12 protein-coding genes and 1 riboswitch are annotated in these 14464 nt (G+C 65.7%); of the genes, 7 read left to right on the forward strand and 5 right to left on the reverse strand.

Annotated elements, in window-relative coordinates; all coding sequences use genetic code 11:
- Positions 1-218 precede the first annotated feature (218 nt).
- Positions 219-734, forward strand: a complete 516-nt coding sequence (locus tag WHZ77_RS33180) for a L,D-transpeptidase (protein ID WP_375311770.1) — start codon at positions 219-221, stop codon at positions 732-734.
- A gap of 55 nt (positions 735-789) precedes the next feature.
- Here the strand turns inward: WHZ77_RS33180 and WHZ77_RS33185 are convergent, their stop codons facing one another.
- A complete protein-coding gene (locus WHZ77_RS33185; RefSeq protein WP_375311771.1) occupies positions 790-1380 on the reverse strand; it encodes a thermonuclease family protein in 591 nt (196 codons plus the stop codon).
- Between the two features lie 56 nt (positions 1381-1436).
- Positions 1437-1634 carry a DUF1674 domain-containing protein gene (locus tag WHZ77_RS33190; RefSeq protein ID WP_014438893.1) on the reverse strand — a complete coding sequence of 66 codons (198 nt, stop codon included), beginning with the start codon at positions 1632-1634 and terminating at the stop codon, positions 1437-1439.
- Between the two features lie 185 nt (positions 1635-1819).
- On the opposite strand from WHZ77_RS33190, the gene WHZ77_RS33195 reads away from it, so the two are divergent.
- The 3 genes from WHZ77_RS33195 (at position 1820) to purH (ending at position 6800) form a co-directional block, all read left to right on the forward strand.
- A complete protein-coding gene (locus tag WHZ77_RS33195; protein WP_375311772.1) occupies positions 1820-3166 on the forward strand; it encodes an RsmB/NOP family class I SAM-dependent RNA methyltransferase in 1347 nt (448 codons plus the stop codon).
- 156 nt (positions 3167-3322) lie between these two features.
- The gene (locus WHZ77_RS33200; RefSeq protein WP_375314865.1) at positions 3323-5041 is read left to right on the forward strand and encodes a heparinase II/III family protein; all 1719 of its coding nucleotides are present in this window, start codon (positions 3323-3325) and stop codon (positions 5039-5041) included.
- A 59-nt stretch (positions 5042-5100) separates the two neighbouring features.
- Positions 5101-5182: riboswitch (ZMP/ZTP riboswitch) on the forward strand.
- A 25-nt stretch (positions 5183-5207) separates the two neighbouring features.
- Positions 5208-6800, forward strand: coding sequence for a bifunctional phosphoribosylaminoimidazolecarboxamide formyltransferase/IMP cyclohydrolase (gene purH / locus WHZ77_RS33205; protein WP_375311773.1), 1593 nt, complete (start codon positions 5208-5210; stop codon positions 6798-6800).
- A gap of 353 nt (positions 6801-7153) precedes the next feature.
- On the opposite strand, the gene WHZ77_RS33210 is transcribed toward purH, so the two are convergent.
- Positions 7154-8209, reverse strand: coding sequence for an IS110 family transposase (locus WHZ77_RS33210; protein WP_375309069.1), 1056 nt, complete (start codon positions 8207-8209; stop codon positions 7154-7156).
- Positions 8210-8379: 170 nt separating this feature from the next.
- Positions 8380-9768, reverse strand: a complete 1389-nt coding sequence (locus tag WHZ77_RS33215) for an MFS transporter (protein ID WP_375311774.1) — start codon at positions 9766-9768, stop codon at positions 8380-8382.
- 100 nt (positions 9769-9868) lie between these two features.
- Between WHZ77_RS33215 and ggt the strand changes: the two genes are divergently transcribed.
- Together ggt and WHZ77_RS33225 are read left to right on the forward strand one after the other, a co-directional pair.
- Positions 9869-11620 carry a gamma-glutamyltransferase gene (ggt, locus tag WHZ77_RS33220; RefSeq protein WP_375311775.1) on the forward strand — a complete coding sequence of 584 codons (1752 nt, stop codon included), beginning with the start codon at positions 9869-9871 and terminating at the stop codon, positions 11618-11620.
- A gap of 98 nt (positions 11621-11718) precedes the next feature.
- Positions 11719-13014, forward strand: a complete 1296-nt coding sequence (locus WHZ77_RS33225) for an MFS transporter (RefSeq protein WP_375311776.1) — start codon at positions 11719-11721, stop codon at positions 13012-13014.
- Between the two features lie 26 nt (positions 13015-13040).
- Here WHZ77_RS33225 and WHZ77_RS33230 read toward each other — a convergent pair whose 3' ends face one another.
- Positions 13041-13706, reverse strand: a complete 666-nt coding sequence (locus tag WHZ77_RS33230; RefSeq protein ID WP_375311777.1) for a glutathione S-transferase family protein — start codon at positions 13704-13706, stop codon at positions 13041-13043.
- A gap of 150 nt (positions 13707-13856) precedes the next feature.
- Between WHZ77_RS33230 and WHZ77_RS33235 the strand changes: the two genes are divergently transcribed.
- The gene (locus WHZ77_RS33235) at positions 13857-14453 is read left to right on the forward strand and encodes a DUF2239 family protein (RefSeq protein ID WP_375311778.1); all 597 of its coding nucleotides are present in this window, start codon (positions 13857-13859) and stop codon (positions 14451-14453) included.
- The last annotated feature ends 11 nt before the right edge of the window (positions 14454-14464 follow it).

Below are 14464 nucleotides of genomic sequence, written 5' to 3' on the forward strand. Positions count from 1 at the left end.
GCAGGCGGCTACGGCCGCACCTTTCCCGCCGAGTGTTGTTTTCAGGTCATTTACTTTATTTCGAACATTTCCTTTGTTCCCCCTGCTGGCTGGCCCTTGCGGCCGTGTGTGGAAACCATCCGGTTAACAGGCGCGGTTAAGAATATGTCTTGGCGAGCCGGCGATTGCCGGGGGTTCTGCATAATTCTTGGACGATCCGCTCGGGCAGGGGAAAATTGATGTCGATGAGGATTGCAGTGGCGCTTGCCGCCACCATCGGGGCCGGGATCTTGATGTCGACGGCGGCGCAGGCGCGGCCGGAAATGGTGGGTGCGCACCTGGCCGATTATTCGCCGGGCACCATCGTGGTGAAAACCAACGAGCGGCGGCTTTATCTCATCCTCGATGACGGCCACGCGGTGCGCTATCCGGTCGGCGTCGGCAAGTCCGGCAAACAGTGGGCCGGGACCACCCGCATCGACGGCAAATATCGCAACCCGGCGTGGGCGCCGCCCGCCGAGGTGAAGCGCGACAAGCCGAGCATCCCCGACGTCATTCCCGGCGGCTCGCCGCATAACCCGATGGGCGTTGCGGCGATGACGCTGGAGGGCGGCGAATATGCGATCCACGGCACCAACGTGCCGGGCTCGATCGGCGGCTTCGTCTCCTACGGCTGCATCCGCATGCTCAACGACGACATTACCGATCTCTATAGCCGCGTTTCCGTCGGCACGACGGTGGTCGTGACGCGCTGATCGCCAACATCAGCATGGAGTTGCAAAGGCCGCGTCCGACGCCGCGGCTTTTTTGTCACCAGAAGCGCCAGCCCCGCGCGCACCAGCCGTCGCGATGACCGCCATTGTAGCTGCGCACATGACCGCCCGCGAGCAGCGCCGCCGAGACATTGGCGGTGCGTTTGGTCGCAACGTCGGCGAGAACGCGACCGTATTTGTCCTGGCCAAGATTGAAGATCGTGACGCCGCCCTGGCCGAGCAGGTTGCGCAGCGCGTCGCTGGCGGCTTCGGCCTTGTCCAGCTCATCCTGGCAGGATGCCTTCATCTCGGGCGCATCGATGCCCCGCAGCCTGACACGCGCGACCAGGTCGCGGCCGTCGCGCTGGTGCACACGCGCGAGGAAGGTGTCGCCATCGATGGTGCGGACGACATCGACCGGGTGACGCATGTCGGAGCCGCCGGACTGCTGCAGGATGATCTCGGCATCGCGCGATTGTCCGTCATTGGCATACGGAATGGGCCAGCTGGCCCCGTGCCGGAAGACCAGCACGATCGCCACAATGACGCCGACCACGAACATCCACGGCAACAGTCCCGCGAAGTGGCGGCCGAATGGCGAACCACTATAGGACGGCCGATAGGGATGGCTGGGGTCGAAACGCGACATCCGCGCACGCTAGGGCTGAGTCGGCCGGGCCGGCAAGGGTAGCGAGAGCCGGTGCCTCAAAAGTCCGAGGCGATGCCCTTGCGTTCCCAGTCGCCATAGCGCGTAGGTTCGGGGCCCTTCGGTCCCTGTAATTCCTTCGGTGCCGCTTCGGCATGCGCCGCCGCGGCCTGCCGGCGCGCCTCGGCTTCGGCCAGCGCGCGCTGGGCGGCTGGCGGGAGCTGCTTGCGATCGGGAACGGAGGGCTCGTCACTCATCGTCCGGGTTCCTAGCGCAGGATCGGAATGCCTGCGACGTCCAATAACGCATTGCTGAAATGGTCCCGACGGGATGTAAACGCGGCAGGCCATTCTTACATTTGGCATATTCGCGTGTCACAGCTGGTTTGTTAAGGCATGCGCCCCCTCGGCGGAACTGCCGCTCGCTAAGAACCTTAAGCCGCATGCCATCTCAACGTTTCGCTCCTCCGTCCGAAGTGCCCGGTCTCGCGGCGCGGCGGATTGCTGCTGACATCGTCGACGGCGTGCTGCACAAGCACCGCACGCTCGACGACCAGCTCGACGGCAGCGGCGCTCATCCCGGACTGAAGACGCTGGCCGACCGCGACCGCGCGCTGATGCGGCGCCTGGTCGCGACGGTGCTGCGCCGGCTCGGCACGCTCGGCCATGTGCTGTCCCGCCTGCTCGACAAGGGCGTTCCCTCCGACGCGCCGCGCGCGCAGAGTGCGCTCCTGATCGGCGCTGCGCAGATTCTCTGGATGGACGTGCCCGATCACGCCGCCGTCGATCTCTCCGTCCGCCTCGTGCAATCCGACCGGCGCGCCGCGCGCTATGCCGGCCTCGTCAATGCCGTGCTGCGCCGCTGCGCGCGCGAGGGCAAGGCGCTGGTGGATGAAGTCGCCGCGCAATCGCTAGACCTGCCGCCCTGGCTGCTCGCGCGCTGGAGCGCGCATTACGGCGAGGCGACCGCAAGGGACATGGCACTGGCGCTCGGCCACGAGCCATCGCTCGATCTCACCGTGAAATCCGACGCCGCGCAGTGGGCGAGCCGCCTGCACGGCGAGATGCTGCCGACCGGAACGGTGCGGATGCTGCTGCACGGCTCGGTGACGGTGCTGCCGGGCTTTGCCGAAGGACAATGGTGGGTGCAGGACGCCGCCGCCGCGCTGCCGGCGCGGCTGTTCGGCGACATCAAGGGCAAGTCCATTGCCGATCTCTGCGCCGCGCCCGGCGGCAAGACCGCGCAACTGGCGCTGGCCGGCGCGAACGTCACGGCGCTCGACCGCTCACCTGCCCGGGTGGCACGTCTGCGCGAGAATCTGGCGCGGTTGTCGCTCCAGGCCGAGACCGTCGTCGCTGACGCCGTGGACTGGGCCGGCCCGGCTGAAGGTTTTGACGGCGTCCTGATCGACGCGCCCTGCACCTCGACCGGCACGATCCGACGACATCCCGACGTCGCATGGCTGCGGCAGGAATCCGACATCGCCCCCTTGACCGTGCTCCAGCAGCGTCTGCTCAAGAAATCCGTCTCGCTGCTCAGGCCCGGCGGCACGCTGGTCTATTGCACGTGTTCGCTGGAACCCGAAGAGGGTGAGCAGGCGATCGCCACGCTGCTGCAAGCGGAGCCTGGCCTGCGCCGCGTCCCGATCGACGCTTCCGAGGTGTCCGGGCTCGGCGAGATCATCACCGCTGACGGCGACCTGCGCACCCTGCCCAGCCACCTGCCGAACGCAGATCCCAAGCTCGGCGGACTCGACGGATTCTACGCGGCCCGGCTCGTTAAATCCTGATTTTGCACCGGTTTTTGCGGCGGCGCTGATTCGTACCCTTTCAAGGTGGTGTCAGCCGTCCGATTTTGGGATTAATAAGGATTCGTCGTTAATCCTCTCCCCCCTTCAAGGCAAGGCGTGTCGGTCGCTCAACGCAGACGTATCTCGACGCTGGTGATGAACCGCTTCGCGCGGAACATGCTCGCGCGCGCGAGCGGCGGTTCTGTTGCGCTGTCGCGGGTCTGGCCGGGACGCACGGACAGGCTGATCATCGCGCCGCACGATTTGCGCACCGCGGATGCGACGCGGGCCGCCGAGATCTATGCCGGCCGGTTCGTCTTCGCCGGCAAGATCGTCAATTGCCACGGCCGCTCGATCTTCGAGCTCGAACCGCCTTCGGAGGACTGGGAAGTCGCGCTGCTCGGCTTCGGCTGGCTTCGCCATTTGCGTGCCGCCGACACCGCGCTGACGCGCGCCAATGCGCGCGCGCTGGTCGAGGACTGGATCGCCAATCCGAGCAACAAACGCCGCGCCGTCGCGCGGCGCGCCGACGTGCTGGCACGGCGCGTGATCTCGCTGCTGTCGCAGGCACCATTGGTGCTCAACGACACCGACAACAAATTCTACCGTCGCTATCTGCGTGCGCTCGCGCGCGAGATCCGCTTCCTGCGCTACACCATGGTCGACATTCCCGATGGTGTGCCGAAGCTGCAGGTTCTGATCGCGCTGTGCTATGCCTCACTGTGCCTCGCCAACCAGGCGGGCCAGATCCGCAGCACGTCGAAAAAACTTTCGGACGAGTTGCAGCGGCAGATCCTGCCCGACGGCGGACACATATCCCGCAATCCCGGCGCGCTGATCGAGCTCCTGATCGACCTGCTGCCGCTGCGGCAGACCTTTGCCGCACGCAACATCGCGCCGCCGCCGGCGCTGCTCAATGCGATCGACCGCATGATGCCGATGCTGCGCTTCTTCCGCCACGGCGACGGCAATTTCGCGCTGTTCAACGGCATGAGCGCGACACCGTCGGACCTGCTCGCGACGCTGCTCGCCTATGACGACACCCACGGCGCGCCGATGGCGAACATGCCGCATACCGGTTTCCAGCGCCTCGATGCCGGCCAGACCACCCTGATCATCGACACGGGCCCACCGCCGCCGGCAGGCGTCAGCCACGACGCCCATGCCGGCTGCCTGTCGTTCGAACTGTCCTCCGGCATCAGCCGCATCGTCACCAATTGCGGCATGCCCACCACCGGCCGCGACAATTGGCGGCCGTTCGCGCGCGGCACCGCGGCGCATTCGACGCTGACCTATCACGAGACGTCCTCATGCCAGTTCGTCGAGATGTCGGCGATGAAGCGCCTGTTGCACGGCTCGCCGGTCACCAGCGGCCCGGTCGAGGTCGAGAGCTATCGCGAGATCGTGCAGGACGGCACGCTGCTCACGACGTCGCATGACGGTTATCTCGCCAAGTTCGGCGCAATCCATCGCCGCGTGCTGATGATCGCCAATGACGGCGCGCGGATCGACGGCGAGGATACGCTGTCGCCGCCTCAGGGCGGACGTTTCAAGGGCGCGGACGCCGATTTCGCGCTGCGCTTCCATCTGCATCCCGCGGTGAAGGCGAGCCGGCTGTCGGATGCGCGCGGCGTCATGCTGGTGCTGCCGAACCGCGACGTCTGGACCTTCGAGGCGCTCGACGACAAGGTCGATCTCGAGGACAGCGTGTTCCTGGCCGGTAACGACGGGCCGCGCCGCACCGCGCAGATCGTGATCCGGCAGGATGCCCGCCAGGCGCCCTCGATCCGCTGGAGCTTTGTCCGCTCCACCGCGTCGCCGACCGTCACCAACGCCCGCCGCAACGCCCGTCGTGAGCCGGAACTTCCGCTGTAGACGCGCTCGATTCGGCCTCATCTCGTCGTTGTGAAAACGGCCAAAAGCTGCTATCGAGCCCTCGTTCGCGCGACTGGCGACCTTGGATGGAGCACCATCGGGAAGCGCGACACATATCCGCCGCGCGCCTGGGCATAGACACTCCTTAAGACAGAGGATCTTGCTCATGACTGACCATCCCCGCCGCGTCACCCGTGCCTTGCTTTCTGTTTCCGACAAGACTGGCCTGATCGAATTCGCCAAGGCGCTTGCCGCGCATGATGTCGAGTTGGTCTCGACCGGCGGCACTGCCAAGGCGATCGCCGCCGCAGGCTTGAAGGTGAAGGACGTCTCCGACCTCACCGGCTTCCCCGAGATGATGGACGGCCGCGTCAAGACGCTGCATCCGAAAGTGCATGGCGGCCTGCTCGCGATGCGCGACAACAAGGAGCATGCGGAAGCGATGAAGACGCACGGCATCGCGCCGATCGATCTCCTCGTCGTCAATCTCTATCCGTTCGAGGCCACGGTCGATAAAGGCGCCGGCTTCGAGGATTGCATCGAGAACATCGACATCGGCGGCCCCGCGATGATCCGCGCCGCCGCGAAGAATCATGACGACGTTGCGGTCGTGGTTGAGGCGCAGGACTATCAGGCCGTGCTCGACGAGCTCGCCGCCAACAACGGCGCAACGACGCTGAAGCTGCGCCGCCGCCTTGCCGCAAAGGCCTATGCGCGCACGGCGGCCTATGATGCCGCGATCTCGAACTGGTTCAATCGCCAGCTCGAGATCGACGCGCCCGATTTCCGTGCCTTCGGCGGCAGGCTGATCCAGTCGCTGCGCTATGGCGAGAACCCGCACCAGACCGCGGCGTTCTATGCGACGCCCGACAAGCGCCCGGGCGTCTCCACCGCACGGCAACTGCAAGGCAAGGAGCTCTCCTACAACAACATCAACGACACCGATGCGGCCTACGAATGCATCGGCGAGTTCGACACCAGGCGCACCGCGGCCTGCGTCATCGTCAAGCACGCCAATCCCTGCGGCGTCGCCGAAGGCTCGAACCTCGTCGATGCCTATCGCAAGGCGCTGGCCTGCGATTCCACATCCGCGTTCGGCGGCATCATCGCGATGAACCGTGCGCTGGATGCCGACACCGCGCGCGAGATCACGAAGATCTTCACCGAGGTGATCATCGCGCCCGACGCCAGCGAGGAAGCCATCGCCATCATTGGTGGGAAGAAGAATCTGCGCCTGCTCCTCGCCGGCAGCCTGCCTGATCCGCGCGCGCCGGGCCTCACCGCCAAGACGGTGGCCGGCGGCCTGCTGGTGCAGAGCCGTGACAACGCCGTGGTCGACGACATGACGTTCAAGGTCGTGACCAAGCGTGCGCCGACCGAAGCCGAGATGCGCGACCTCAAATTCGCCTTCCGCGTGGCCAAGCACGTCAAGTCCAACACGATCATCTATGCCAAGGATCTCGCCACCGTCGGCATCGGCGCGGGCCAGATGAGCCGGGTGGATTCAGCCCGGATCGCGGCGCGCAAGGCCCAGGATGCGGCGGCCGAGCTGAAGCTTGCCGAGCCGCTGACCAAGGGCTCGGTGGTGGCTTCGGACGCGTTCTTCCCGTTCGCCGACGGCATGCTCGCCTGTATCGAAGCCGGCGCCACCGCCGTGGTGCAGCCCGGCGGCTCGATGCGCGACGACGAGGTGATCAAGGCCGCCGACGAGCACGGCATCGCCATGGTGTTCACGGGCACGCGGCACTTCAGGCACTGACTTCTCGACGACAGAGTAGCCCGAATGGAGCGAAGTGAAATCCGGGTGCTCGTCACCTCACGATGACTGTCCCGGATTGCGTTGCGCTCCATCCGGGCTTCTGTAACGGGCCCTGGTTAGTCAATCCCTTTTTGCGCGATCCTGTTGCCGGGCACTTGCTTCTGTACGGGATCGGCGCGAAGGCCGTCGCCTGATGGGGTGCATTTGAGGAGCCGGCCGGCCAATCTACGGAAGCGTGGTTATGACCCACTTCCCGGATGGCGGCCTGACCGGATCCATCGTCCCGGCTAGGGACCTCGCTCAGGGAGAGCCTGATGTCGTGACTCCCCCAGAACCGATTGATGCTTCCTTGTTTAAGTTGCGGCCATGGCGATGACCTTGGCCTTGTTTTTGACCTCGGGGTTGAAGGGTTTGGCATCGGCGAGCATGCGATGCAGGATGACGGCAAGCTTGCGTGCCAGGGCGACCTTGGCCTTGCGCATGCCGGCCCGATTGGCGATCCGCATGGCCCAGCTCTTGAGCGCCGAACAATTCTTCAGCGGCTTGGTCAGCATGACGTGAGCCGCCTGGTAGAGCGCCTCGCGTACGGAGGCGTCGCCGATCTTGCTGATGCGGCCGGTATAGTCGGTTTCTCCTGATTGGTATTTCCTTGGGGTCAGACCAAAGTGTGCGCCAGTGGCCTTCGAGGAACGGAAGCGCTTCGGATCGTCGATCGCCGCAGCATAGGTGAGCGCCACGATCGGACCGACGGAAGGCGTCGTCATCAGGAGCTTGGCGGAGGGCTGCGCTCTGGCGAGCTTCTGGGTGTGCCTGTCCAGGCTCTTGAACTCCTGGAGTAGCACGGCATGGGCCTGGAGGAGCGCCTTGGCGACCAGCTCAAGTCCGGGGTGACCGGCGACGAGTTCCCGGATACGTTCGGCGAAGGTGCGCTCGGTGGTCTTACCGACCTTCAGGCCGAAGCCCCGCAGCACGCCGCGCAGACTGTTCTCGACATCCTGCAGCTTCGACTGCAGCAGCTTGCGGGCCGTCAGAATGGCCCGCGTCTCCTGCGATGCAACGGATTTGCAGTGCACCGGCCGGAACCAGCCCAGCCGCATCAGCTGGGCGATCCCGCGCGCATCGTTGCGGTCTGACTTCACCGGCATTGCCTTGAAGGCATCGCGCACGTGCCGCGTCTCCAAGAGCTCGACCGCAAGTCCTGCATCCCGCATCGCCGCGTACAGCCATTGCGACAACGGACCTGCCTCCAGACCGATCCGCTCGCACGTCAGCCCCAGCGACCCGAACCACCCGATCAGAGCCTCCGGCTCGCTCAAAACCTTCGTCTCGCGCAAAATCTTGCCCGCTCCATCCACCAGGCAAACGCTCGAGCATTCCAAAGACACGTCAATTCCTGCATAGTGGTACACGGTCGTCCCTCATGATGCTTGGAGCGGGCTTGCCCGACTCCGTTAAACACCATCAATTTGAGGGACGACCGCCTTCCATCCAACAGGCCGCTCGCGAGCGCGCTTCCAAATCGCGCCGTAGCGAGCGGGCGGCCGGCCCGTTACCCCATCTACGGGACGACAGCGGAGCTTTACTCCTCCCGCACCCGCATCAACAACCCCAGCCCCGCAACGAAGAATACGACAAGCACGGCCATGCCGGCTTTCTGGCTCGCCGTCACCGCGGTGATCATGCCGATCAGCAGCGGGCCGATGAAGGACGTCACCTTCCCCGTCAGCGCGAACAGGCCAAAATACTGCGCGATGCGGTCTTTCGGCGCGAGCCGGATCAGCAGCGTGCGCGAAGCCGCCTGCAATGGCCCGCCGGCGGCACCGATCACACAACCCAGCACGAGATAAGCGCGCTCGGCCGCGCTCGAGAACAGGGGAGCGCCCGGCTGAGGCGGCGCGACCGCGACAAACAGCACGCTATCCTTGTCGACCAGAAGGATCGCCGCCACCGCGAGCAGGAGGAGCAGCAAGCTGCCGGCGATCACGCGCCTCGGCCCCAGGGAATCGTCGAGCTTGCCGCCGAGCCATGCGCCGAACGTGCCGGCGACCGCGAGCATGATGCCGAAGCTGCCGATCTGGATCGTGTGCCAGCCGAACGTGCCCGCGGCATAAATGCCGCCGAAGGCGAACAGCGACACCAGGCCGTCGGTGTAGATCATGTTGGCGAGCAGGAATGCCGCGAGCGATTTCCGCTGCGGCAGGCTCCTGATGGATTGCTTCAGCTCCGACAGTCCCTCGCGAAGCGCCTGACGCACCGGGCGCTTCGCCGGATAATCCGGCGTGAACAGGAACAGCGGCATCACGAAGATGATGAACCACAGCCCGGTCAGTGGTCCGACGATGCGATCGCCCTGATGGCTGACCGGATCGAGCCCGAACAGCGGCTTGAGGCCGAGCAGGGTGCGGCCGGTCTCGGGATTTGCGGCGAGGAAGCCGAGCACGATGATCAGGCTGACAATGCCGCCGATGTACCCCGTGGCCCAGCCGGTGCCCGAGAGGCGGCCGATCCGCTCCGGCGGCACCAAGGTCGGCATCATCGCATTGTTGAAGACGGTGGCGAATTCCGCGCCGACGCTGGCGAGCGCGACAGCCAGCAACAGAGGCGGAATGATCGAGGGATCACCGGGCCTGCCGATCCACAGCGTGCAGGCCGCCAGCACCAGCAGCGTCCCGAACGCCGCGATCCAGGGCTTCCTGCGACCTGACGCATCGGCGATGGCGCCCAGCACGGGTGACATCAGCGCGATCGCAAGGCCTGCTGCCGCCATCGTAAAGCCCCACAGCGACTGGCCGGTGGCGGGATCTGGCGCAATGCTGGTGGCGAAATAGGGCGCGAACACGAAGGTCGTGATCAGCGTGAAATAGGGCTGCGCGGCCCAGTCGAAGAAGATCCAGCTGATGACAGCGGCGCGCGGCGGATAGGTCCGCTGCGCGCCCGTCATGCGCGCATCCGGGGCGATCGTCGTCATCACGCAGTCCTCTTCACGAACAGTTTTGCCTGCCTCGGGGCAAACCGTATAGCATTGCAGCAGCGCGTGTGAACCGGCCCGAGGCCACGGCGGAAGCTTGATGATGTCGTCATACCCGACACGGCGGACATTTTTCGCCTTCATTGCCACTCTGGCGTTTGGTCTTGCATCTGCCACCGCACAGGATGCGCGGCGGGCCTATGTTCCACCTGCGCTCGACACCGTGCGTGCCGTCACCGCCGAGCACGGCATGGTGGTGGCGCAGGAGAGAATCTCTGCGCAGGTCGGTGCCGATATCCTCAGGCGCGGCGGCAATGCGGTCGACGCCGCGGTCGCCACCGGCTTTGCCATGGCGGTGACCTATCCGCGCGCCGGCAATATCGGCGGCGGCGGCTTCATGGTGATCCATTCGGCCGAACGCAACGAGGACGTCACGATCGACTATCGCGAGACCGCGCCGGCCGCAACCACACCGCAAATCTTCCTTGGGTCCGACGGCAAGCCCGACGCCGCGAAGTCGCGCGATTCCGCGCTCGGCGTTGGCGTGCCCGGCACGGTGGCGGGTCTCACTCTGGCGCTGGAGAAATACGGCTCGGGCCAATTCACGCTGGCGCAATTGCTCGAACCCGCGATCTCGCTTGCTCGCGATGGTTTCATCGTCAGCGACGACATGGCTGATACCTTGCCGGGCTGGCACCGCCGCCTTGCGCGCTGGCCAGCCTCCGCAAAAATCTTCTCGCGTCCCGATGGCACGCCGCTCGGCGAAGGCGACAGGCTGATCCAGAGCGATCTCGCCGGGACGCTGTCGGCCGTCGCGGCGCAAGGCGCGCGCGGCTTCTACGAGGGCGCGGTCGCGGACAGGCTCGCCAAAGCCGTCTCGGATGCAGGCGGCATCATGACGCCGGCCGATCTGAAATCATATCAGGCGGTGATCCGCGCGCCGGTGCGCGGCACCTATCGCGGCTACGACATCGTCTCGATGCCGCTGCCGTCCTCGGGCGGCGTGGTGCTGGTGGAGACGCTCAACATCCTCGAGGGATTTCAGCTTGCAGACCTGAAACAGGGGTCGCCGGCCTCGCTGCATCTGCTGATCGAGGCCATGAAGCGCGCCTATGCGGACCGGGCGCGCTATCTCGGCGATCCCGCTTTCGTCAATGCGCCGATCGAGACACTCACCGCGAAGGACTACGCGGCGAGACTGCGCGCCGGCATCTCCACCGCTCGCGCCACGCCATCGAAGGATCTGGTTGCCTCCCCTCCCGCGCCGCGCGAAGGCACCAACACCACGCACTTTTCCGTCGTCGATAGTCGCGGCAACGCCGTCAGCAATACCTACACGCTGAACTTCAGCTACGGCGTCGGCCTCGTCGCGGAGAGTACCGGCGTTTTGCTCAACAACGAGCTCGACGATTTCACTGCCGCGGTCGGCGCGTCCAACGCCTATGGTCTCGTCGGCTATGAACCCAATCTGCCGGGACCGGGCAAGCGGCCGCTGTCCTCGATGTCGCCGACCATCGTGCTGAAGGATGGCAAGCCGGTACTGGTGACGGGATCCCCCGGCGGCAGCCGTATCATCTCGACTGTGCTCCAGGTGATCGTCAACGTGATCGACTACAGGATGGATGTTGCCGCCGCCGTTGCCGCGCCGCGGCTGCATCACCAATGGTTGCCGGACGAGGTGCGGGTCGAGCGCGGCTTTCCGAAGGACGTGCTGTTCGAGCTGAAAGCGATGGACCATGTCATCGTCGAACCAATGGGGCAGACATCCGCCAATTCGATTCTCGTAACGCCGAACGGGCCGCTCGGTGCGCCCGATCCGCGCACGCGCGGCGCGGAAGCCGCGGGGCAGTAACCCGGATGTTGCATAGCTAGAGCGCGCGCGCCGCCTTGCTCCAGCCGCCGTGCGTGCTACGACCGCGCGGCTTCAAGAAAACTGCCGGGGAAACGCATATGAGCACAGCCGATCCGACCCAGCGCATCGAGCGCGCGGAGATCGAAGACACCAGCCTTCTCGCCTTCTATCGCGACATGAACGCGCCGGAGCGCCGGACGTTCTGGGCCTGCGCGGCCGGCTGGGCGCTCGACGGTATGGACTTCATGATCTATCCGCTGGTGATCGGCACCATCATCGCGCTGTGGAAGGTCGATGCGGCCTCCGCCGGTCTCGCCGGCACGGTGACGCTGCTGGCCTCCGCGATTGGCGGCTGGCTCGGCGGCTATCTCTCCGACCATATCGGCCGTGTCAGGACGCTCCAGATCACCATCATCTGGTTCTCGTTCTTCTCACTTGTCTGCGCGGTCGTGCAGAATTTCGAACAGCTTTTGATTGCGCGCGCCGTGCTCGGCCTCGGCTTCGGCGGCGAATGGGCCGCGGGCGCGGTGCTGATGGGCGAGGCGATTCGGCCGCAATATCGCGGACGCGCAGTCGGCTCGGTACAGTCGGGCTGGGCCGTCGGCTGGGGTCTCGCCGTACTGTCGCAGGCGATCCTGTTCTCGGCTCTGCCGCCCGAGACGGCTTGGCGCTGGATGTTCGTGATCGGCGCGCTGCCGGCGCTGCTGGTGTTCTATATCCGCCGCTCCGTCACCGAGCCCGAAGTCGCGGCCGAGGCGCGCGCCAAGCAGGCTGCGAGCGGCGATCGCCCGGCGCTCTGGGAGATCTTTTCGGGCCCGATCCTCAAGACCACGATCCTGGCGTCACTCGCCGCGACGGGTTGTCAGGGCGGTTATTACGCCATCACGTTCTGGGTGCCGCAGTTCCTGACCAAGGAGCGGCATCTGTCGATCGTCGGCTCGACCGGCTATCTCTCGACGCTGATCATCGGCTCCTTCATCGGCTATCTCGTCGGCGCCTGGCTCGCCGACCGAATTGGACGGCGCAATCTGTTCCTGACCTTCTCGATCGGCGCCATGGCCGTGGTGCTGCTCTACACCCAGCTGCCGCTCACCAACGAGATCCTGTGGGTGCTCGGCTTCCCGCTCGGCTTCTTCGCCTCGGGCTATTTCTCGGGAATCGGCGCGTTCCTGACCGAGCTATATCCGACGCGACTGCGCGGCTCCGGCCAGGGCTTTTGCTACAATTTCGGCCGCGGCATCGGCGCGCTGTTTCCGTTCCTCGTCGGCGCGCTGTCGGCGTCGACATCGCTCGCGAACGCGATCGCGATATTCGCGGTGGCGGCTTACGCGCTGTTCTTCATCGCAGCCTTCGCGCTGCCGGAGACGCGCGGCCGCGTGCTGCACGCGGACTAGTCATATCGCCGGGGCGGTGAGGAAACTTACCGCCCCACCTGATACGGCCCGCCCTTCTCCAGCGCGCGCGCATACGCCGGCCGCGCGTGGATGCGCTCCAGGAACGCCATCGCCTTGGGATGACCGAGCTCCAGTCCGCCACGCGCTTGCGCCGCTTCCAACGGAAAGCTCATCTGGATATCGGCGGCGGTGAACTCGTTGCCCGCGAACCACTCGCTCTTTGCAAGCTCGCCTTCCCAATAATCCATGTGCTGCTTGAGCTGCGGATTCACCAGCGCGGTGAGCGCCTGGTTCGAGACCTTGCGCACCAGCGGGCGCAGCAGCGCCGGCGCACGCTTCGGCATCAGCGTGAACAGCAGCTTCAACAGCAGTGGCTGCATCGCGGAGCCTTCCGCATAATGCAGCCAGTAGGTGAAGCGCAGCCGCTCCGGCGTGTTCGGCGGCGGGATCAGCCCGCCGTTGCCGTAGGTGGCGACGAGATATTCGATGATCGCACCGGACTCCGCGATGGTGTTGCCGTTGTCGGTGATGACGGGCGACTTGCCGAGCGGATGGATCGCGCGCAGCTCCTTCGGCGCGCGCATGTCCGGCTGGCGCTGATAGCGCACGATCTCGTAGGGCACGCCCAACTCTTCGAGCAGCCACAGCACACGCTGCGATCGGGAATTGTTGAGATGGTGGACGGTCAGCATCGGTGGGGTCCCCAGGCTAGGCGTGGTCGATCAGCCGCGCGTTCGTGCCAGCCCGGGACCGCAATGTCGAGCCATCCGCCCGGATAATTTCGCCCGGGTATATTGACGCCTGCAATTTACCCGGATATTAAGGCGCCTAACGTGGTCAATATGGCAATGATTCCAATGCAAAGGATTTTCACCGCCTTCCAGGGCTACCGTCGCCTCGCGTCCGGGCCGGCAGGCGAGGTCGCGCTGGTCGTCAAGCGGATGGCGTCGCGGCCGGACGAACCCATCATCATCTTCGAGGACGCCACGGGCCGATCGATCGACTTCGATCTGCGCGGCGGGGATCGCGAGGTGCTGGCGCGGTTGGCAAAGCTTGTCCCGCCCCCGGTTGAGGAAACCGCGCCACCGAGCGAGCCGCGCGGACGGGGGCGGCCGAAACTCGGCGTGGTCGCGCGCGAGGTGACGTTGTTGCCGCGGCACTGGGAGTGGCTCAACGCCCAGCCGGGCGGCGCCTCGGTCGCGCTGCGAAAGCTCGTCGAGGAAGCCAGGCGCGCCAGCGGCGACAAGGACCGCGAGCGGCAGGCACGCGATGCGGCCTATCACTTCATGTCGACCATGGCGGGCAATTTGCCGCAGTTCGAGGAAGCCTCGCGCGCGCTGTTTGCGGATGACCGACGGCGCTTCACCGGACTGATCGCCGAGTGGCCCGCCGATATCCGCGACCACATCGTCAAGCTCGCCTACAGCGACCGCGCCTAGGCGCATCGCTC

Source organism: Bradyrhizobium sp. A5 (assembly GCF_042076515.1).
GTDB classification, from domain to species: Bacteria; Pseudomonadota; Alphaproteobacteria; order Rhizobiales; family Xanthobacteraceae; genus Bradyrhizobium; species Bradyrhizobium cosmicum.